Origin of the sequence: Thermonema sp. (assembly GCF_026003375.1) — a bacterium.
GTDB classification, from domain to species: Bacteria; Bacteroidota; Bacteroidia; order Cytophagales; family Thermonemataceae; genus Thermonema; species Thermonema rossianum.
This window is the reverse complement of sequence record NZ_BPHD01000001.1, coordinates 514526-534012: the sequence shown is the minus strand read 5'-3', so window position 1 is coordinate 534012 and position 19487 is coordinate 514526. Positions and strand designations below refer to the sequence as shown.

The 19487-nt window shown below is 50.1% G+C and carries 19 protein-coding genes; 9 read left to right on the top strand and 10 right to left on the bottom strand.

Annotated elements, in window-relative coordinates; translation table 11 throughout:
- Positions 1 to 29 precede the first annotated feature (29 nt).
- Genes QVE43_RS02405 through topA form a run of 3 tightly spaced genes read right to left on the bottom strand, consistent with a single transcriptional unit; the run spans position 30 to position 5343 of the window.
- Complete coding sequence (locus QVE43_RS02405) at positions 30 to 1334, bottom strand: DUF5103 domain-containing protein (RefSeq protein ID WP_288004115.1); 1305 nt, start codon at positions 1332 to 1334, stop codon at positions 30 to 32.
- Positions 1295 to 2992, bottom strand: coding sequence for a 2-succinyl-5-enolpyruvyl-6-hydroxy-3-cyclohexene-1-carboxylic-acid synthase (menD, locus tag QVE43_RS02400; protein ID WP_288004114.1), 1698 nt, complete (start codon positions 2990 to 2992; stop codon positions 1295 to 1297). Before menD ends, QVE43_RS02405 begins: the two co-directional genes overlap by 40 nt.
- Positions 2992 to 5343, bottom strand: a complete 2352-nt coding sequence (topA, locus tag QVE43_RS02395; protein ID WP_288004113.1) for a type I DNA topoisomerase — start codon at positions 5341 to 5343, stop codon at positions 2992 to 2994. The genes menD and topA overlap by 1 nt, the downstream gene beginning before the upstream one ends.
- Positions 5344 to 5554: 211 nt before the next feature.
- Here topA and QVE43_RS02390 point away from each other — a divergent pair, with 211 nt between their 5' ends.
- The 5 genes from QVE43_RS02390 (at position 5555) to QVE43_RS02370 (ending at position 8638) form a co-directional block, all read left to right on the top strand.
- Positions 5555 to 6034, top strand: coding sequence for a histidine phosphatase family protein (locus QVE43_RS02390; RefSeq protein WP_288004112.1), 480 nt, complete (start codon positions 5555 to 5557; stop codon positions 6032 to 6034).
- 117 nt (positions 6035 to 6151) lie between these two features.
- Positions 6152 to 6529, top strand: coding sequence for a hypothetical protein (locus tag QVE43_RS02385; protein ID WP_288004111.1), 378 nt, complete (start codon positions 6152 to 6154; stop codon positions 6527 to 6529).
- 59 nt (positions 6530 to 6588) lie between these two features.
- Positions 6589 to 7404 carry a universal stress protein gene (locus tag QVE43_RS02380; RefSeq protein ID WP_288004110.1) on the top strand — a complete coding sequence of 272 codons (816 nt, stop codon included), beginning with the start codon at positions 6589 to 6591 and terminating at the stop codon, positions 7402 to 7404.
- A gap of 48 nt (positions 7405 to 7452) precedes the next feature.
- Positions 7453 to 8313: a universal stress protein gene (locus tag QVE43_RS02375; protein WP_288004109.1), complete on the top strand. Its 861-nt coding sequence runs from the start codon at positions 7453 to 7455 to the stop codon at positions 8311 to 8313.
- 7 nt (positions 8314 to 8320) lie between these two features.
- A complete protein-coding gene (locus QVE43_RS02370; RefSeq protein WP_157630035.1) occupies positions 8321 to 8638 on the top strand; it encodes a hypothetical protein in 318 nt (105 codons plus the stop codon).
- On the opposite strand, the gene QVE43_RS02365 is transcribed toward QVE43_RS02370, so the two are convergent.
- Positions 8630 to 10162: a GH3 auxin-responsive promoter family protein gene (locus QVE43_RS02365; protein ID WP_288004108.1), complete on the bottom strand. Its 1533-nt coding sequence runs from the start codon at positions 10160 to 10162 to the stop codon at positions 8630 to 8632. The two genes, QVE43_RS02370 and QVE43_RS02365, sit on opposite strands and share 9 nt — an antisense overlap.
- Positions 10163 to 10371: 209 nt before the next feature.
- Between QVE43_RS02365 and QVE43_RS02360 the strand changes: the two genes are divergently transcribed.
- Genes QVE43_RS02360 through rnc form a run of 3 tightly spaced genes read left to right on the top strand, consistent with a single transcriptional unit; the run spans position 10372 to position 12628 of the window.
- A complete protein-coding gene (locus tag QVE43_RS02360; RefSeq protein WP_038029320.1) occupies positions 10372 to 10611 on the top strand; it encodes an acyl carrier protein in 240 nt (79 codons plus the stop codon).
- 22 nt (positions 10612 to 10633) lie between these two features.
- The gene (gene fabF / locus QVE43_RS02355) at positions 10634 to 11887 is read left to right on the top strand and encodes a beta-ketoacyl-ACP synthase II (protein WP_288004107.1); all 1254 of its coding nucleotides are present in this window, start codon (positions 10634 to 10636) and stop codon (positions 11885 to 11887) included.
- Positions 11888 to 12628 (top strand): ribonuclease III, encoded by a 741-nt coding sequence (rnc, locus tag QVE43_RS02350; RefSeq protein ID WP_038029324.1) that lies wholly within the window; start codon positions 11888 to 11890, stop codon positions 12626 to 12628.
- Between the two features lie 38 nt (positions 12629 to 12666).
- On the opposite strand, the gene QVE43_RS02345 is transcribed toward rnc, so the two are convergent.
- Positions 12667 to 13374 (bottom strand): DUF2927 domain-containing protein, encoded by a 708-nt coding sequence (locus tag QVE43_RS02345; RefSeq protein WP_288004106.1) that lies wholly within the window; start codon positions 13372 to 13374, stop codon positions 12667 to 12669.
- Positions 13375 to 13397: 23 nt separating this feature from the next.
- Positions 13398 to 14207, bottom strand: a complete 810-nt coding sequence (gene pyrF / locus QVE43_RS02340; protein ID WP_288004105.1) for an orotidine-5'-phosphate decarboxylase — start codon at positions 14205 to 14207, stop codon at positions 13398 to 13400.
- A gap of 187 nt (positions 14208 to 14394) precedes the next feature.
- Here pyrF and QVE43_RS02335 point away from each other — a divergent pair, with 187 nt between their 5' ends.
- Positions 14395 to 15555 (top strand): homogentisate 1,2-dioxygenase, encoded by a 1161-nt coding sequence (locus tag QVE43_RS02335; protein ID WP_288004104.1) that lies wholly within the window; start codon positions 14395 to 14397, stop codon positions 15553 to 15555.
- Between the two features lie 7 nt (positions 15556 to 15562).
- On the opposite strand, the gene QVE43_RS02330 is transcribed toward QVE43_RS02335, so the two are convergent.
- From QVE43_RS02330 to lpxD, 4 genes are all read right to left on the bottom strand, one after another.
- Positions 15563 to 16180 (bottom strand): ATP-binding cassette domain-containing protein, encoded by a 618-nt coding sequence (locus tag QVE43_RS02330; RefSeq protein ID WP_288004103.1) that lies wholly within the window; start codon positions 16178 to 16180, stop codon positions 15563 to 15565.
- An 8-nt stretch (positions 16181 to 16188) separates the two neighbouring features.
- Positions 16189 to 16992 (bottom strand): acyl-ACP--UDP-N-acetylglucosamine O-acyltransferase, encoded by an 804-nt coding sequence (gene lpxA / locus QVE43_RS02325; protein WP_288004805.1) that lies wholly within the window; start codon positions 16990 to 16992, stop codon positions 16189 to 16191.
- The gene (locus QVE43_RS02320; RefSeq protein ID WP_288004102.1) at positions 16985 to 18394 is read right to left on the bottom strand and encodes a bifunctional UDP-3-O-[3-hydroxymyristoyl] N-acetylglucosamine deacetylase/3-hydroxyacyl-ACP dehydratase; all 1410 of its coding nucleotides are present in this window, start codon (positions 18392 to 18394) and stop codon (positions 16985 to 16987) included. The genes lpxA and QVE43_RS02320 overlap by 8 nt, the downstream gene beginning before the upstream one ends.
- Before the next feature lie 62 nt (positions 18395 to 18456).
- A complete protein-coding gene (lpxD, locus tag QVE43_RS02315) occupies positions 18457 to 19473 on the bottom strand; it encodes a UDP-3-O-(3-hydroxymyristoyl)glucosamine N-acyltransferase (RefSeq protein WP_288004101.1) in 1017 nt (338 codons plus the stop codon).
- Positions 19474 to 19487 lie beyond the last annotated feature (14 nt).

The following is a 19487-nucleotide window of genomic DNA, read 5'->3' as shown; positions in this document are numbered from 1 at the left end:
ATACAACAAAGCCCCGGAAACAAAGCAGGCTATGGCAGCCGGCGGTAAGCAACAAGGCGGTCGGGGCGCTCCGGGGCCACACGGTAATACAAAAAGCCTTCATACACATTGCGGCTTTCCTGAAAGTTGCCTTCCCAGGGGGCGATATGGCACTGCCCGCTGCTGTCGGGGGTGGCATAGGCATAATCATAAATACCTTGTTTGAGCAAGAGGGTAGCGGTCAGTGCATGGCGGCTGCTGTCGTAATGCATACGGGCAGCCTCTTGGCAACGCCGGCGGTTGAAAGCCCCCACCACATACACGCCTTGCGCCGGTATGCTGTCTGTTTCCAAATAAAAATGCACCTTCACGTAATCACTGCCCGTATGGGGGTAATCGTTGTCATAGGTCTTTATTACAAACAAACCGTTCATGTCGTTCCGGGTGAAGTAAGGCGACAAGCGGCGGCTTTTATCTCTGCCCAAATGCAGCCGGGCAAGCGAATCACCGCTTTCGGGATAGTGCACCTCTGCTACATGAAAGCCCAGAAAACGCAAGCTGCTCGCATCGAAGCGGCGGTATTCATTGCCCCCATTCCATGATTGGGTGCCCGTGAAATCGCGGTATTCGATGCGGTGTTGCAGTTCATCGAAGCGCGAGGGCACATAAAGGCGCCGTTGGTTGGCGTCATAGTTTTGCTGCACATACAGGCGCAGCTGTTCCTGTGGATAGTTGATGCTCAGCCCTTCGGGGCTGTAGTCCACTGTCCAGCTGACCTGCTGGTGGCTGTTGCGTTCCGAAGGGAGGGCGCTGCTTTGTATTTCCCCCCGGAGGGTGGCAGCCTTTGTTTCATACACCATAAAACGGCGGCTCAGCACCGGGCGCCCGTCGGGGCGGCTATATACGGTCAGCAGGTAGTTGCCCGAGTGTTTTACCGGCGGCACATCGAAACGGTAGTGCACATAGGGCTGCCGGGTTTGAAATGAAAAGCTGTAGTCGGTAATGTTGAACTCGTTGTAACTGTCGAGATATTCATTTTCGGGCAGTGTCGAAGGAGTCCAGTCATGTTGGCAGTGCTGTATTTTTACATAGAAATCGCGCACGTCTTCGCCCAGGTCATCGAAGCGCAGGCGCAGGTGCTCATCGCCGCCCAAAGCAATGACCGGCGGTTCGGTGAGTAGCTCTTGTTCGCCGCGTACCGGATACAACAAGTCGGTGTATATGTCGGCATGGTAGCGGTGGTCGTCATATACGAGCGGCACTTCGTCTTTTTGTACCGGGTAGTTTACCGGCATGCAGGCGGCTGCTATCAGACTCAATGCGAGCGCGAAACCATAGGCTGTTTTTCTTTCCATGATTGTTGAAACTTTTCAAAAATATGGGCATTCAGTTGCCTGTCAATCATCACTTCTATGACTGCCATGCCCTCCCGGGAAACGAAAGCTTCCCATTGGCTTTCAAAATCAGCGGTGCTGTGCACCTCAAAGCACGGAATGCCGTAGTGTGCCATCAAAGAGGCAGCCCGGCGCTGATGGGGCGTTTCAAAGAAAGCAGGTCCTTCGTCTTGCCGGCGTGGTCCGTCGATTAAACGGAAAATACCGCCCCCTTGGTTGTTTATTAAAATAACTTTGAAGTTCAATGTGTGTGGCGCTTCCCAAAAAGCATTGCTGTCATAGAAGAAGGCGATGTCGCCGGTGAGCAGGAACACCGGGCGGTCATCGACACGTGCGGCGCCCAAGGCGGTGCTGGTGCAGCCGTCGATACCACTGGTGCCGCGGTTGGCGCGTACGACCACATCGCGGCGGCTGCGCAACATCTCTACATAACGTACGGGGCTGCTGTTGGCTACGTAGAGCAGGGCGTGGGCGGGCAGCTGCTGCAACAGTTGTTGGGTGAGCCACAACTCGTGCAGTTCATTTGTTTTTGCAGGGAATGCGTCTTGCAGAAAGGCATCGTAGGCAGTTGCCAGCTCTTCTATGTGGTTTCGGTAGTCTTTTGCTTTAGGTGAAAAGCGGCGCGCGGCTTCCCGGAAGAAAGCGGCTTCATTGCAGCGCAGAATATGGGTAAGTGCACGGAAAGGGTCTGCTACCTTGCCTGCCGGACGTATGTGCCAATGCTGCGCGGGTGGGCACGCCCGCAACAGCAGTTTGAGGGGCTTCGACAGCACACTGCCGCCCACGCTAATCAGCAAGTCGGGGGCAAGGTCTTGCGGCAGGATATTGGGATAGGGAAGGCCCGAGTGGTAGGGGTAGTTTGCCAGACGCCCATGTACCACGGGCACATGCAGTTGGTTGCAAAACTGCTCAATATGTTCGTAGAAAGGCATAGGGGAGTGGCTTTGCCCCGCCAAGATTAGGGGGCGGCGGGCTGCTTCCCACAGCTTTTCCAATTGTTGCCAACTGTTTTCGCTCAGTGTTTGTGTTTCGGCGGGCAGCTCTTCAATGCAGCGGGGAGCGTCGTCGAAAGTGAGGGGCTCATGTGGGGCAGGGTAAAGAGGTTCCCGGAAAGGGCAATTGACATGCACCGGCCCGTATGGGAAACGCATGGCTTCGTTGTAGGCTTCGTTTATCGAGCGCAGCAGATGCCAGCGTGCGTCTTGGTGTTCATAAGAGACGGGCAGCTGATAGGCGGCTTTTACGTGCGGAGCAAACAATTGTCCTTGATGGATGGCCTGTCCGTCTTGTTGGTCTATCCATTCCGGCGGGCGGTCGGCAGTCAATACCAGCAGGGGCACTTCCAAGTAAAAAGCTTCTACCACTGCCGGGGCAAAATTGACGGCTGCCGTGCCGGAGGTACAAACCAAAGCCACTGCCTGACGGAGGGTTTGTGCCATGCCCAAGGCTTGGTAGGCAGCACTGCGTTCGTCGTGCACCACATAGGTTTTGATTTGGGGGTGGCGCGCAAAAGCCAGGGTCAGAGGTGCCGAACGTGAGCCGGGGCTGACAACCACGTGGCGCAAGCCCCGTGCGGCCAACAATCCCACTATTTGATATGCTGCGTGATAGGCTTTCACTACTCTTTCTTCTTCGATTTACTGCTTGTTTTCTTTCCTTTGCCTTTGCTTTTTTTCTTTTCTTGATATTCGGCAATCAATTGTTCGCACTCTTCCACACTCAGACTTTCGGGGTCTTTGCCTTTGGGCAACGACACATTGAGCTTGCCTTTTTTGATATAAGGTCCGAAACGCCCCTTCAGTATCTGAATGCCGGCTTCGTCAAATACTTTGATGGTACGCTTGCGGTCGGCTTGCCGTTTGTTCTCTATGATTTCGATGGCGCGGGCTTCGTCTATGGTGAGTGGGTCATCTTCTTTTCCGAGACTGTAAAATTTGCCGTCGTGCAGCAAATAAGGTCCGAAACGCCCTATGTTGGCAACGATGGGCTTGCCTTCGAAGCTGCCCACTTCGCGCGGGAGCTTAAACAGTTCCAACGCTTCTTCGAGGGTGATGGTTTCCATCAGCTGCCCTTTGCGCAGGCTGGCAGACTTGGGTTTTTCGTCATCGCTACCGTCCCCTATTTGCACATAGGCACCGTAGCGCCCGAGCTTCACATACACCGGCTCGCCCGTTTCGGGGTGGGTGCCCAGCAGGCGTTGGTTGGGCACATCCTTGCGGTCAATGAGGGTGGTGGCTTCCACCTTGGGATGGAAGTGGTCGTAAAACTCGCGCAGCATCTTTACCCAGTTGAGCTTGCCTTGTGCTATTTCGTCGAAGGCAGCTTCTATTTTGGCAGTAAAGGAATAGTCCATCACATCGGCAAAGTGCTGCATGAGAAAGTCGGTAACCACCATGCCGGTATTGGTAGGGAACAGCTTGTTTTTTTCTGCTCCGTAGATTTCAGTCTTTTCTTCTTCTTTGATGGATTGCCCTTGCAATACCAACTCATGATAAGTACGCTCTTTGCCGGGGCGGCTTTCTTTCACCACATAACCACGCTTTTGTATGGTAGAAATCGTAGGCGCATAAGTAGAAGGACGCCCGATGCCCAACTCTTCGAGCTTGCGTACCAGGCTGGCTTCGGTGTAGCGTGCCGGCGGGCGGCTGAACCGTTCGGTGGCTTTCATGCTTGCCAGCGTTAAACGCTGCCCTTCTTTAAGCGGGGGCAGGGCTTTGTTTCCGCCCTTGTTGCTTTCTTCGTCTTCCTCGTCGCTTGATTCCATATACACCGTAAGGAAGCCGTCGAACAAGATGACCTCACCTTCGGCGGTGAGTTGCTCGGGGCGGGTCGATATGTCGATGGTAGCGATGGTGCGCTCTATTTGCGCATCGCTCATTTGAGAGGCGATGGCACGGCGCCAAATGAGTTCATACAGGCGCTGTTCGGCGCTGTCGCTGCTTACCTCCAGGCGGCTGAAGTCGGTAGGGCGAATGGCTTCGTGTGCTTCTTGGGCACCGCTCGCTTTGGTTTTATATTGGCGTGGCTGACTGTAGCGGCTGCCAAAACGTTCAATAACGACCTCTTTTGCCATGTTGATGGCTTCTTGCGACAGGTTGGTGGAGTCGGTACGCATGTAGGTAATATGCCCCGACTCATAGAGCCGTTGTGCCAAGGTCATGGTTTGCGCTACCGAAAAGCCCAGCTTGCGCGAAGCTTCCTGCTGCAGGGTAGAAGTGGTGAACGGAGGGGCAGGCGAGCGCTTCGAAGGTTTTTTTACCAGTGCCGAAATGTGGAAAGCCGCCTGCCGGCAGTCTTCCAGAAAACGGCGCGCTTCTTCGAGCGAAGGCAGGTTTTTTTTCAGTTCTGCCTGCAGCTGCTTTCCGTTGCCCAAGTCAAAGAGGGCTACTATCTTGTAGGAGGCGGTGGGTTGGAAAGCCTCGATTTCTCTTTCACGCTCTACAATGAGGCGCAGGGCCACCGACTGCACGCGCCCTGCCGATAAGCCCCATTTGATTTTCTTCCACAAAATAGGCGACAGCTCGAAGCCCACCAGGCGGTCCAAAATGCGGCGTGCCTGTTGGGCATTGACCAAATCTATGTCTATTTGACGGGGGTTTTTTATTGCATTCAAGATGGCATTTTTGGTGATTTCCCGGAATACGATACGCTTGGCTTTCTGCTCGTCCAGTCCAAGGGTTTCTTTCAGGTGCCAGGAGATGGCTTCCCCTTCGCGGTCGTCGTCAGTGGCCAGCCACACGGTCTCGGCTTGCTTGGCCAGGGTTTCCAGTTTCTTGATAATATCTTTCTTCTCTTTGTCTACTTCGTAGGTGGGGCGAAAGTCATTTTCTATATCTACGGCCAGCTCGCCTTTGGGTAGGTCGCGAATATGACCATAGCTTGATTGCACTACAAAATCTTGGTCTTTTAAATATTTTTCAATGGTTTTGGCTTTAGCGGGTGATTCTACTATCATTAAATTCTTGGGCATTGCTCTTGGGTTTTGTTTTGGTAAGACCGGTACTTAGAGACTGCAAAAAAAGAATAAATCTTTCAATTCAGTAGAAAGCCTTTTTTCTTTTTTGCGTGTAAGGTATTTTACAAAAAGAATTGCAAATATATAAAGCTTGTTTTTCAATAGGCTCAAAAACACCTGATTATTTTATCTTTACGAAGGTAATTTTTTATTTAAAACTACAAAGATGGAGAAAAAGTTGATTTTGATTCGTCATGCGGAAGCGGAAGAAGGCGCCCTGTCCGACAAAGAGCGGGCGCTTACGCAAAGAGGTATCCGGCAGGCCTATTTGCTGAGTGAATGGATGCAACAGCAGCATTTTTTACCGGCACTTATTGTGCACAGCAGTGCCCGGCGCTGCCGCGAAACCGCGCAGCTGTTGGCTGAGCGGTTGAATATAGCAGTCCTTCAAGAAGAAGAGCGCCTCTACAATGCTTCCATGCGGCAGATAGTGGAAGTGCTGGAGCAGACGCCCGGGGCGGTCGAGAGCCTGGCTTTGGTTGGGCACAATCCTTATTTAAGCTACTTTGCCGAGTGGGTAACGGGTGAGCCGCTGGGTAGCTTGTCGCCTGCTTCGGCAGTGGTTTTGAGCCTGCCCGTTGACGACTGGACAATGCTTAGCGGACAGATGGCTACACTGCTGGGGCGCTTCGACGCCGTATATTGAAAATGATAAAAATCAGCAAACAAAATGAGTTGAATCATTGGAAAAGCAAGAGGGGCTATGTAATTTTAAGATAAGTCAAAGCTATATGTTCAACCCTTTACTACCCCCCCTCTTGCCATGATTCCAACACATGAACTTTCCGGAACCACACAGCTCTTTCAGCCGGGGCAGCCAAGCATAGAAGCAGGCTTATTGCCGGGCGGTAAGCCTGCCGCCTCGCTGCGCCTTTTGTCTTTTGACAAAGAAACGGTGGCAATGCTTTATTTGCCGCAAAATCCCGATTCTTGGGAGGTATCGAGTGCCAACGAAGTGATTTTATATTTAGACAAAGGGGCTGTTTTGAAGGTTGTCCTTAGAGGACGCCATTTACTGGTGGAACTGTCCGGTGTATTGCCACATGAACAATGCTCGTTTAGACATGATTTTGAGCATCCGCCAAAGCGCATACGGGAGGTGGTATGGCAGGAGCATGTTTTGTATCTGTCCATGTGGTAATTCATACACAAGCGATTTTGTCATTTACTAAAAAATGCACACAAACAAAACTCAACAATATGCATAAGAACACTATTGACCATGTAGTGATAGCTACCGATTTCTCTGACAATGCCGATCGTGCTTTGTTGTATGCCATAGAACTTTGCAGCAGGTTAGGGGCTAACCTCTCACTTTTTCACGTGCTTACCTTTGATAAATTGGACAAGGGCGAAGAAGCAGTGACTGTCATAGAAGACAAAATGGAAAGGCTGCGCAAGAATTATCTCTATGACAACAAAAAAGTACGCTACCGTACTACTTACATCAAAATAGGTAAGAATAAGGAGGAGGAGTTGCTTTCCATTTTTAAAGAAGCGCCGGTAGATTTACTGCTGATGGGGACCAGTGGGGCAGGAAAAACCGCCCGCCTGCTGGGAAGCACGGCTTCTTTTATGCTGCATGCAGCCCCGGCTCCCGTTTTGCTGATACCACCCCATGCTACTTTTGAGCCCATCCGCCACATCACCTTTGCCTGCGATTATGAGCAAATCCAAACATTGGAAGAGCTCAAACCGCTGGCTGTCTTTGCCAAACTTTTACAAGCCGATGTGCGTATTTTACATGTGCACCCGCAACCGGCCAATATGCCCTTGGGCACTGCCATGAAGAGCTTGGCGGTAGACAGCCTGTTTGAGGAAGTAGAACATGAGCTGGACTTTGTCCGGGGCAGCAACCCGGAAGCCGGCATAAAGCAATACTTGGAAACAACGCCTACCGACTGTCTGGCGATTAAGCCACGAAAGCATGAGCGTGGTTTTTGGCAAAAACTATTGACCCAATCGGTCAGCGATTCTCTTATAGGGTTCTTGCCCATTCCGGTATATGCTCTGTAATAGAATTGTGTTTTATTCTGTAATGTATAACCCAAAATAGTTTTGTTTATGAAGCGTATCCTCGTACCTGTCGATTTTTCACAAGAATCTTTATATGCACTTGATTTTGCGTATCAGCTGGCGAAAGCCAAGGGGGCTGTTATTGACCTTTTCCATGTAGTAGAAAGTCATTTGCATGTATATGCCGACATAGACGGCGTGCGTATCGTGCAAACCGATGAAGAAAAGGCCTATGAGCTATTTATGACTAAAATAGCCCAGCAAAAACTACAGGCTTTGGCTGCTCAGTACAGTGATGTGGAATTGGAAGTGTTTTTGCAAATTGGCAACTTCATGCAAAGCATCGCTGAAAAAATTACTGACAAGCCGGTAGATTCCATTATTATGGGGTCACATGGCATCAGCAACCATGATTATGAATATGTAGGTAGTAATACAGAAAAGGTGATTCGTTATGCCAAGGTGCCTGTATTGGTAATTAAAGACAAAGTATCACCCGAAGATATTAATGATATCGCGCTTTTCAACTCGCTTTACGAAGAAGACATGAGCGATGCGCTCATTCAGCATTTAGCCCATTTGCAAGAAGCCCTCAACGCCCGCTTGCATGTGGTACGGGTCAATGTGCCCGGGGATGTGATGCCCTATCGTGAAGCCAAGCGGCGCGCCGAGGAATGGCTCGACAAGCATGGCATCAGAAATTACAATATTGCCGAATATGCCGACATAGATGAAGAGGAAGGGTGTTTGCACTATGCCGAAGATTTTGGGATGGACATGATAGCCATTGGTACGCATGGGCGCCGTGGTTTGCGTCGTCTGTTGAGCCCCCGCCCCAGCATTGCAGAAGAAGTGGCTATGCACGCCAAGCTGCCGGTATGGACCTTCAATGTGGAAAAAGGAAAATGATGCCCCCATGTCCAAGCATGACTTTGCAGTGGTGGAATACTGGAAAAGCCTCTTAGAGGCATTCCGGCAAGGCGATGAGGCTTCGTTGAAAATACTCGACGAAGCCTTGCAGTCAGCTTGGACCAACCCCTGGGCTCTGGATTTCTTTATCACTCAGCAACAGATTTACATGCATCGCCTGCGCCGGCGAACGAAAGACCGTCGTTTACGCGAGCATTGCCTGCACATATGCCGGCAGTGGGAGGGCACATTTTACACACTCACCCTGCCCGATGAAGAACTGCTGCGGCAGGTCTATTGTCACCCCGACGCGCGCCTAAGCTGAAGGTGTTTCTTTGATTTCCCACCCCAACAGGCGGTAAATATCATTGACATATTGACGGTGGTTGGCAAGGCGTGGCACTTTGTGTTGCCCGCCGAGCTTGCCCCGCTTTTTCATCCATGCTTGAAAGGTACCTTGGGGCAGTACACGTATCAGCGGTGCAGTTAGTGCGAGGTCATGCTGCCGTTTGGCATCATAATCCGAGTTGATTTCCCGCAAACGCCGGTCAAGTGCTTCGCCAAAGGCATGGAGGTCATGGGGCATGGAGGCAAACTCAATCAACCACTCGTGGGCGCCTTTGTTGCCGTCGCCCAAATACACCGGGGCTACGGTGTAGTCTGTAATGGCAGCCCCCGTTTTTTCACAAGCGAAGGCGATGGCACGTTCTGCGTTTTCGACCATTACTTCTTCGCCAAAAGCATTGATGAACTGCTTGGTGCGGCCCGTGATTTTGATTCTATGAGGATACAAAGAAGTAAACTGCACGGTATCACCAATGAGGTAGCGCCATAAGCCGCCATTGGTACTGATGACCATGGCATAGTTTTTTCCCATTTCTACTTCATCAATCCAATAAGCTTTAGGGTGGTCTTTGCCCAGTTCATCCATGGGGATGAATTCATAAAAGACACCATAATCGAGCATGAGCAGCATGTCGTCGCGGCTCAGGTCATCTTGCAGGGCAAAAAAGCCTTCCGAAGCATTATAGACTTCCATGAAACGCAAACCGGGCGCTATGCGCTCAAACAGGGGGCGGTAGGGCGCAAAAGCCACTGCACCATGAAAGAATACTTCAAACTGTTGCCATATTTCTTGTACATATTGCTTGCCTTCGCTTTTGAGCAGCTCTTCGAGCAGCACCACTGTCCAGGTGGGCACCCCCATGATGGCAGTAATGTTGCTGTTGCGCAACTCGCGTATCATGGCCTGTATTTTTTCTTCCCAGTCGGCAAGCAGAGCCACCTGAAGGGAAGGCGCGCGGAACCATTGCGCCCAAGCCGGAAGGTTCTGCATGATTACTGCCGACACGTCGCCGACACGCACTCTTGAGTTGCCCTCGTGTGGGTGGTGTGTTCCGCCAATGGAGAGGGCTTTCCCGTTAAATACACGGGTATCGGGGGTGTTTTCCAGATAAAGAGTGAGCAGGTCTTTGCCTCCCTGAAAATGACAGTAGTGCAAAGACTCCTTGGGTACGGGTATGTATTTGCTCCGGTCATTGGTAGTGCCCGACGATTTGGCAAACCAGCGCACTTGCCCGGGCCACAGCACATCCCGCTCACCTTGCATCATGCGTTCTATGAAAGGGTAAAGCTGCTCATAGGAGGAAACGGGGATTCGCTCCCGGAAAGTGTCGTAATGTTTAATTTCTTTAAAGCCGTAGCGTTTTCCCCATTCGGTTTTTTGCGCACGATGCAGCAAATGGCGCAGTTGAAAATCCTGTGCCAGAGCCGGCTTCTCCATAAAGAAGCGAATGCGCCGCATAGCGGGCCGAAACCACCAGCTTGCCAATCGGTTAATGTTGAGCATGAAGCTAAAAGCAGTTTGTTGATATATCTGCAAAATTAAAGATTTTTGCTTGTCTTGCTAACTATTTTCATATCTTTACCTTGCCGCTTGCAAATGAGCCTCTTGGCGGGGAGTTTAGGACTCCCACAAGAAAACATGGTATTTTGGATTTGATTTTGTCCGAATAAATACATTTATTTGCAGCGTGTTTGACTAAAAATTAAACGACGATGTCAGAGATTGCAGAAAAAGTAAAGAACATTATCGTTGAAAAGCTGGGAGTAGATGCTTCAGAAGTAACTCCCGAAGCAAGCTTTACCAACGACTTAGGAGCTGACTCCTTGGACACTGTTGAGCTCATCATGGAATTTGAAAAAGAATTCAACGTTTCTATTCCTGATGAGGATGCAGAAAAAATCTCAACAGTAGGTGAAGCAATCGCCTACATCGAAAAGCAGTTGGCTTCCTAATCTCATCGCAAAGCGATTGCCAATGAAGGTAAGAAGAGTAGTAGTTACAGGAATAGGCGCGCTGACCCCCATCGGCAACACCGCTCCCGCTTATTGGGAGAACCTTGTCAAGGGGGTGAGCGGCGCCGCTCCTATTACCCGCTTCGATGCGTCGAAATTTAAAACGCGCTTCGCTTGCGAGGTAAAAGGATTTGACCCGATGGATTTTATTGAGAAACGGGAGGTGCGCCGTATGGACGCCTTCTCGCATTATGCTATAGCTTCGGCCGAAGAAGCCATCAAAGACGCCGGGCTCGTGCCTGAAAAGCTGGACGTGGACCGTGTGGGCGTCATCTGGGGCTCCGGCATAGGCGGCCTTCTCTCTTTCCAGGAAGAAGTGCGCAATTATGTGGAAGGTGGTTGTGAGCCTCGTTTCAGCCCCTTCTTTATTCCCAAGATGATCTCCGACATTGCCGCCGGCCATATCTCTATCCGTTATGGCTTCCGCGGTCCCAACTATTGCACGGTGTCTGCTTGTGCTTCATCCACGAACGCCCTCATCGATGCCTTCAATTATATCCGCTACGGAAAGGCCGATGTGATTGTGGCGGGTGGCTCGGAAGCAGCCATCACCGAGGCCGGAGTGGGTGGCTTTAATGCTCTGAAGGCACTTTCAGAGCGTAATGACTCGCCCGAAACCGCTTCACGTCCGTTTGACAAGGACCGCGACGGTTTTGTATTGGGTGAAGGTGCCGGTGCCATTATCTTGGAAGACTATGAGCACGCTGTGAAGCGTGGCGCCAAGATCTATTGTGAGATGGTAGGTGGCGGTTTATCGGCAGATGCTTACCATATCACTGCGCCTCATCCGGAAGGCTTGGGAGCAGCAGCGGTGATGAAGAATGCTTTGGAAGACGCCCAAATACCGCTCGATGCCATTGATTATATCAATGTGCATGGTACTTCTACGCCTTTGGGCGATATAGCGGAAATCAAAGCCATTCAAAAGGTTTTTGGTGAGCATGCCTACAAGATGAATATCAGCTCGACCAAGTCGATGACCGGTCACTTGTTAGGGGCAGCAGGGGCAATAGAAGCCATCGCCTGCATCCTTTCGATTGTGCATCAAACCGTGCCGCCCACCATCAACCATTTCACCGATGACGAGGAGATCGATCCCAAGTTGAACCTCACCTTTAACAAAGCTCAGAAGCGTGAAATCAATTACGCATTGAGCAACACATTTGGTTTTGGAGGACACAACTGCTCTGTAATATTCAAAAAATTTGAAGAATAAGTGTGGCGTAACTTATTAGCCTATTTTTTTGGAATATATCGTAATGAAAAGGAAAAAAGGCTTGCTTCCTTCGTAAAAAGACTTACAGGACGCAAGCCTTTTCATATTGAGTTTTACGATTTGGCATTCCGGCATACCTCGGCGGCTGTTCGCCTGCCCAACCGTTCGTTTGTGCTTTCCAATGAACGTTTGGAGTACTTGGGCGACGCCGTACTGGGGGCTATCATTGCCGACTATCTGTATCGTAAATATCCTTTCAAAAACGAAGGTTTTTTAACAGAGATGCGTTCGCGCATGGTGAGCCGCGATACACTGAACGACCTGGGCGAGCGTCTCGGCTTTATGGATTACATACAGTACGAAGGCAACCGTCATACCGGCTCTTTTCGCTCGATGGTAGGTGATGCTTTTGAGGCTTTTGTAGGGGCTTTGTATCTGGATAAAGGCTTTTCTGCTACGCGTCACATTATTATTCATAAAATCATCAAGCCGCATGTCGATGTAGAACACTTGGCGCAGACGCCGCGCAACTTCAAATCTATGCTTATAGAATGGGGGCAGCGCAATGGCAAGAACATACGTTTTGAAGTGATCGACGTAAAAACAAGTGGCAGCAGGCGTCAATTTTTGGTGCATGCCCTCGATGGCGAGCAGATATTGGGCAAAGGACAGGGGCTCACCAAAAAGGAGGCAGAGCAGGATGCTGCCAAAGAAGCCTGTGAAAGCCTGAATTTGGTATGATAGATTGAACTGAGTGGAGGAGGTGTTTTGCTCCCGTGTTACTCAAATAAGTTTTCTTCCAAGTCCATTTCTTTCAAAATGCGTGCGGCTGCCTCGCGTGCGGTAGCCTCGTCGGCATTCATTGGCATGTCGGGATGATAAAGTAAGCGTATGAGTATTTTATCGATGGGGGCGTAGTCGGTGTAGGTAGTCCATCCTTGATAAAATATACTTTTTTTGTATCGGTAACTGTCGCGCATGAGTCCCAATAATTGGGTGAGCTCTTCTCTTATCAGATGCTTTACTTGATTGCCTTTGGCTCTGAACACATCTACATACATGGTAGCATAATAAATTTCGCCCAATCCATTCCATCGCGTAAAGAAAAGTCCCCAATTTTTGTCGGTGTATTTTTTTGCCTGTGGCTCTATTTTTACATAGGTATCTGCCGAGCCGAAAACAATCAATAGGTTGGCATCCCGTTTTCGTTTTGCCTCCGTAAAGGTGAGTCCGGTGAGCGCATGTAACTCATCGATGACGCGCCTAAGCTCCGCTTCATATTCCGGATGGGGCTTGCCAATGACATAATAGTGGATATCTTTTCTCCATTTCTTGATTCGTTGATGGCTGTTGTTGAATTCGCTGCCTAAGGCTGCTTCTATAAAATAGTCGATGATTTTTTTAGCATTTGCTTGAGCAAAGCCGGAAGGGAGAAATACGCCTGCCAACAACAAGACAAGACAAAACCGAAAAAGAAACGTTTTCATAAAGCAAAACTGGTGAACGACCTTTACCATTGCATGAGCTTTTCTATTTCCTGCTGCAAAGCTTGTGCCGCTTTACCGGCAGCGCTTGCAAAATCATGCTTGTTCGATGCATAAATAATCCCGCGCGATGAATTGATAAGCAGTCCGCCGGCCGCATTGCTGCCATATTGAAGCACACTGCGCAGGTCGCCCCCTTGGGCGCCTATGCCGGGTACCAAGAAGAAATGGCGGGGAGCCAATTGGCGAATATGGCGCATGGCTTCCGGTTGAGTAGCGCCGACTACATACATCATACGCTCATGAGATGCCCAGGTGCTGCTTTTTTGAATCACCGCTTCGTAGAGCTTACGCCCATCGTCAAGTGGAAGCTCTTGGAAATCTGCACCGCCTGCATTGGAAGTGCGTGCCAAGACAATCACCCACTTGCCGGGATAGTCGAGAAAGGGAGTAATGCTGTCTTTGCCCATGTAAGGCGAGAGGGTGACGGCATCGAACTGAAGTGTTTCGAAGAAGGTGCGTGCATATAGGGCTGCCGTATTGCCTATGTCGCCACGTTTGGCATCGGCAATGCGAAAAACATCTTTGGGCATATATTCCATGGTGCGGGCCAGGCTGTCCCACCCACGGGCACCTAAAGCCTCATAGAAAGCCAAGTTGGGCTTGTAGGCTACCGCATAGGGATAGGTGGCATCAATAATCTGCTTATTGAATTCGAAAATGGGGTCGGGGCTGCTGTGTAAGTGGGCCGGTATCTTACGAATGTCAGTATCTAAGCCCACACAAAGCATGCTTTTCTTTTGTTGAATGAGCGCACTTAGTTCGGTATATAGCATAAAAACTGGCTTGATTAGAGAAAAGGACTGAAAAAGATGAAGCAAAAATCTGAAATAATCTAAACGGAAACAAGTAAATAGCAGAAGGCAGGAAGCAAAAAGACTATTTTAAGCGGCTTCAACATTTGTTTTAGTCTTTTAATTTGTAAATTTGTTATAAAATAAATACAAAAAACAGAAAAGCGTTATGACTTACTATTATAAGTTAGGGGAAATACCTCCGAAGCGCCACATACAATTCCGTCAGCCCGATGGCAGCCTTTATCAAGAAGAGCTCGTAAGCTCGAAAGGGTTTAGTGGCATCTATTCCAACCTTTACCACATTTACCCGCCTACAAGGGTAGAAAAGGTGCTTGAGTCAGTACCTTATGGGGTAAAGCCTTTAAAAGATCGTCCGCTGTTACAAACCCACTTGAAAACTTCGCAGATAGGCACCACAGGCGAAGATTACCTCGAGGCACGCAAGATGCTTATGATCAACAACGATGTGCACATAGGGATTTGCAATCCTTCCGGCAAGCAAATGGACTACTACTACAAAAACGGCGAAGCCGACGAGCTTATTTATGTGCATGATGGCAGCGGGTGGCTGTATTCCCAGTTTGGCAAGCTGCGCTTTCAAAAAGGCGACTATATTGTGATTCCGCGCACTACCATTTATAAAATGGCTTTTGATGAGGGCGAGGTGCGCCTGTTGGTATGTGAAATATTCTCACCCATAGAAACCCCGCGCCGCTATCGCAACGAGCTGGGGCAGCTGTTAGAACACTCGCCTTTCTGTGAGCGTGACATCCATCCACCTTCAGAGCTCATTACCGAGCGTGAGCAAGGCGAGTATTTAGTGAAGATAAAGAAAAATGGCTTTTTGCATCACTATGTGTATAAACACAGCCCCTTCGACTTGGTAGGGTGGGACGGCTTCCTGTACCCCTACACCTTCTCTATCTACGACTTTGAGCCCATCACCGGGCGCATCCATCAGCCGCCGCCGGTACACCAGACCTTCCAAGCGCATAACCTGGTGGTTTGCTCGTTTGTGCCCCGTTTGTTTGATTATCACCCCTTGGCTATTCCGGCACCTTACAACCACTCCAACATAGACTCTGACGAGGTGTTGTTTTATGCCGAAGGTGAGTTTATGAGCCGCAAAGGCATTGATCGGGGCTCCTTTACCTTGCATCCGGGCGGGTTGCCACATGGACCGCATCCGGGGATGATAGAAAAAAGTATAGGCAAGAAAGAAACCCACGAATATGCCGTGATGATTGACACTTTCCGGCCGTTGTACATTACCGAAGAGGCGCTGCCCTATGTGGATGAAAATTATCCGATGAGCTGGAAAGAGTAGTTGCCGGTTAGGAGGTCAGGCGAATGCGCCGGGTGCAGAAGTCATACTCGGCCGCTTCGTTTGAGCTGATGATGACAATGCGTTCTTGTATGCACTCCAATACATGCCGCTTATACCAAGCGGCATTTTCTTTATCTAAGTTCATCGTGGGTTCGTCCAGCAGCAGCAGGGGGGTATTGCTAAACAGCGCTAAGCTGAGTTGTACTTTTTGACGCATGCCCGAAGAAAAAAAGCGCAGGGCTTTGTGGCGGTGGGGGCGCAGATTCAAGACATCGAGCCACTCTTCATGGGAAAAGCGCAGGGGCTTGAATTGATGATGAAAATGATAGACTTCATCGAGGGTGAAGTCGGGCGGGATGCGCAAATAAGGCGCCGCCCAGCTCAATAACTGAGGGTATTGGTCTATGTCGATGGCTTTGCCTTGCGGGTCACGATAAATCACCTTCCCTTCATTCGAGGGCAGCGCAGCAGCTATTATTTTCATAAGGGTAGATTTCCCACTGCCGTTGGCGCCTACGATGGCAGTGGGTTGCCCCGGTTCAAAAACAAAAGAAAAGTGGCGAAAAAGCCACTCTCTTTCAAATTTTTTTCCTATGTCAACAAGCTCTACCTTGCTTAATTGCATACCTTATTCTATTCTTCGGTGGCATGATTGGCTGTATGATGCCCGGTGCGGATGATGCCACGTTCTGATTTGCGGATAAAGTCAAGGATGGCGTCCCGTTCGGGAGTAGGCTCAAAGGTGCTTTCAATGATATTCAGCGCCTCGGTGGTGTTGTAGCCTTTCAGGTAAAGGGTGCGATAAATTTCATGTATTTGGTAAATCTGTTCGTTGGTAAAGCCACGACGGCGCAGGCCCACCCGGTTCACGCCCAGGTAAACGACCGGCTCGCGGCCGGCTTTCACATAGGGTGGTATGTCTTTGCGCACCAGTGACCCACCGGCAATGATGGCATGGGCGCCAATACGCGAAAACTGATGAATGGCAGAAGTGCCCCCTATGATAGCGTAATCACCTACTTCTACATGCCCGGCCATCTGCACGGCATTCACTATCACGCAGTTGTTGCCTACCATGCAATCGTGGGCTATATGGGCATAAGCCATCAGTAAGCAATTGTTGCCTACTACGGTTTTTCCACTGGCCGACGTGCCGCGATTCACCGTGACGCACTCGCGAATGGTGGTATTGTCGCCAATGATGGCGTAGGTCATCTCACCACCGAACTTCAGGTCTTGGGGGATGGCCGAAATAACAGCACCGGGGAATATGCGGCAGTTTTTACCAATGCGGGCACCGTCTAAGATAGTAACATGAGGACCAATCCAGGTATTGTCGCCAATCTCCACGTCGCCATGAATGACCGTGAAGGGCTCAATGGTTACGTTTTTACCTATTTTGGCGTCGGGGTGTATCCAAACTAAGTCTTTATTCATCATTTTTTTCTCCGTCTTTCCTTACAATACTTGCAGTCATATCTGCTTCGCAAACAAGCTCATTGTTTACGTAAGCATCTGAGTGCATTTTAATGATGCCACGCTTGATGGGGGCTGTGATGCGGCAATGATAAATGATGGTATCGCCCGGGTGCACCATTTTCCGGAAACGGCAGTTATCGACTCGCAGCAGGTAAGTCCAGTAGTTCGAAGGGTCGGGTACTGTATTGAGCACCAAAATACCGCCGGTTTGCGCCATTCCTTCTATTTGAAAAACACCGGGCATGACAGGGTTGCCGGGGAAATGGCCTTGAAAGTAAGGCTCACCTATGCTCACGTTTTTTACACCTACTACCTGCTCGTCGTCCAAATAAATGATCTTATCGACGAGGCAGAAGGGATAGCGATGGGGGAGCATCTCGTACATCTGCGTGGCAGTGAGTACGGCAGGCATCCCCGGATGAAATTGCTTAATGTCGTTTGATGGATTTTTTTCCATATATGCTTTTATTTTCTTGGCAAACTGCACGTTGGCATGATGACCGGGGCGGGTTGCTATCACATGGGCTTTGAGTGGGCGCCCAAGCAAAGCCAAATCGCCTATGAGGTCGAGCAATTTGTGGCGTGCCGGCTCGTTGTGGAAGCGCAGCTCCAGGTTGTTCAATATGCCGTTGCTTTGTACGGCTACTTCTTCCTTGTCAAAGAGGGCTGCCAAGCGTTCCAGTTGGGCAGCTTCTACGGGCTTTTCCACAATGACAATGGCATTTTGCAAGCTGCCGCCCTGTATGAGCCCTTTGCTGTAGAGGTATTCTACTTCGTGTAAAAAGCAAAAGGTGCGGCAAGGCGCTATTTGCTTGGGGTAGTCGTTCCAGTCGAAGAGCATGGCGTGCTGACTGCCCATGACCGACGAGTTGTAATCCACCATGACCGTGAGGCGGTACTCATCGGCCGGCAGCGCCACTATTTCTATTTGGCGGTCTTCATCGCGGTAGTAAATGGGCTCATCGATGCAAATATATTGACGGAGCGCATTTTGCTCTTCTTTGCCTGCTTGCTGCAAGAGCTCTACAAAAGGCGCCGAGCTGCCGTCGGCAATGGGGGGCTCAGGTCCGCTCAATTCAATGCGCACATTGTCTATTTGCATACCCATGAGCGCAGAAAGCACATGCTCGACGGTGTGCACCTGTGCGCCGTTTTCTGCTAAGACAGTACCGCGCTCCGTGGCCACTACGTTGTCCACATGGGCACGCACTTCGGGCTTGCCTTCGAGGTCGGTACGTATGAAGCGGATGCCGTAGTGAGGAGGTGCGGGATGAAAGGTCATCACTGCTGTTTTGCCGGTGTGAAGACCTACCCCCTCGAAGCTGATGCTTTGTTTTATGGTATGTTGCTTTAAATTCATGCTGTTGTCTTCTTGAAACCAAAATGGCACTGCCCGCAAATTTACTACTTTTTTCTACTTCTTCAACTTAATTGGTTAAGCTTGCGCCACAATTCGGGCAGTTTTCGCAAGACGGCTTGCACTCTGTAATATTTCGACATGGGCATGGCCGGTGAGCCTTGCCACTTGCCGCCCTCTTCGCTGATGGTGTCCAGAATACCGGACTGCGCCCCAATAATGGTTTTGTCGGCTACTTTGATGTGTCCTACAAATCCTACCTGGCCGCCAATCATACAATGATTGCCTATTTCGGTAGAGCCGGCAATGCCTGTTTGAGCAGCAATGACGGTGTGCTTGCCGATGATTACATTGTGTGCTACCTGTATGAGGTTGTCGAGTTTGGCACCTTGCTTCACCAGGGTTTTGCCGAGGGTGGCACGGTCGATGGTGGTGTTGGCACCTACACGCACGTAGTCTTCCAGTTTCACGATGCCTACCTGCGGAATGGGGCGGTAGCTGCCGTCTTCTTGGGGGGCAAAGCCGAAACCTTCGCTTCCGATGACAGCCCCGGCATGAATCACACAGTGCTTGCCTATGACACAGCCTTCGTAAATCTTTACACCGGCATGAATTACTGTATGGTCATCGATGCTTACGTTGTCGCCAATAAAGGTGTGGGGGTATATCTTTACGTGTTTACCAATGCGCACATTTTTACCTATGTACACGAATGGGGCAACATAAACACCTTCACCTAACCGGCTTCCTTCCTCTATGTGTGCGTTGGCGGCAATGCCCTGTTGGGCGTCTTGTTTCAGCTGTTGGTATTGTTCGAGCAGGCGGGTAAATGCCAGATAAGCATCTTTGACACGGATGAGATTTGTATGAAGCGCCTGCTTGGGCTCGAAGTCCTGATTCACGATGACGGCCGTCGCTTGGGTAGTATAAATGAAGGGCTCATACTTGGGGTTGGCTAAAAAAGCAATGCTTCCTTCCTGCGCTTCTTGTATTTTGGCTATGGTAAATACTTCAGCATGGGGGTTGCCTTCTACAGTACCGCCCAACATTTGGGCAACTTGTTCCAAGGTGAATTTTAGCATGATACGGCTGATTT

Coding starts and splice junctions, on each gene's coding strand:
- QVE43_RS02405 (WP_288004115.1), bottom strand. CDS start 1,334: ATGGAAAGAAAAACAGCCTATGGTTTCGCGCTCGCATTGAGTCTGATA.
- topA (WP_288004113.1), bottom strand. CDS start 5,343: ATGCCCAAGAATTTAATGATAGTAGAATCACCCGCTAAAGCCAAAACC.
- QVE43_RS02390 (WP_288004112.1), top strand. CDS start 5,555: ATGGAGAAAAAGTTGATTTTGATTCGTCATGCGGAAGCGGAAGAAGGC.
- QVE43_RS02385 (WP_288004111.1), top strand. CDS start 6,152: ATGATTCCAACACATGAACTTTCCGGAACCACACAGCTCTTTCAGCCG.
- QVE43_RS02380 (WP_288004110.1), top strand. CDS start 6,589: ATGCATAAGAACACTATTGACCATGTAGTGATAGCTACCGATTTCTCT.
- QVE43_RS02375 (WP_288004109.1), top strand. CDS start 7,453: ATGAAGCGTATCCTCGTACCTGTCGATTTTTCACAAGAATCTTTATAT.
- QVE43_RS02370 (WP_157630035.1), top strand. CDS start 8,321: ATGTCCAAGCATGACTTTGCAGTGGTGGAATACTGGAAAAGCCTCTTA.
- QVE43_RS02365 (WP_288004108.1), bottom strand. CDS start 10,162: ATGCTCAACATTAACCGATTGGCAAGCTGGTGGTTTCGGCCCGCTATG.
- QVE43_RS02360 (WP_038029320.1), top strand. CDS start 10,372: ATGTCAGAGATTGCAGAAAAAGTAAAGAACATTATCGTTGAAAAGCTG.
- fabF (WP_288004107.1), top strand. CDS start 10,634: ATGAAGGTAAGAAGAGTAGTAGTTACAGGAATAGGCGCGCTGACCCCC.
- QVE43_RS02345 (WP_288004106.1), bottom strand. CDS start 13,374: ATGAAAACGTTTCTTTTTCGGTTTTGTCTTGTCTTGTTGTTGGCAGGC.
- pyrF (WP_288004105.1), bottom strand. CDS start 14,207: ATGCTATATACCGAACTAAGTGCGCTCATTCAACAAAAGAAAAGCATG.
- QVE43_RS02335 (WP_288004104.1), top strand. CDS start 14,395: ATGACTTACTATTATAAGTTAGGGGAAATACCTCCGAAGCGCCACATA.
- QVE43_RS02330 (WP_288004103.1), bottom strand. CDS start 16,180: ATGCAATTAAGCAAGGTAGAGCTTGTTGACATAGGAAAAAAATTTGAA.
- lpxA (WP_288004805.1), bottom strand. CDS start 16,992: ATGAATAAAGACTTAGTTTGGATACACCCCGACGCCAAAATAGGTAAA.
- QVE43_RS02320 (WP_288004102.1), bottom strand. CDS start 18,394: ATGAATTTAAAGCAACATACCATAAAACAAAGCATCAGCTTCGAGGGG.
- lpxD (WP_288004101.1), bottom strand. CDS start 19,473: ATGCTAAAATTCACCTTGGAACAAGTTGCCCAAATGTTGGGCGGTACT.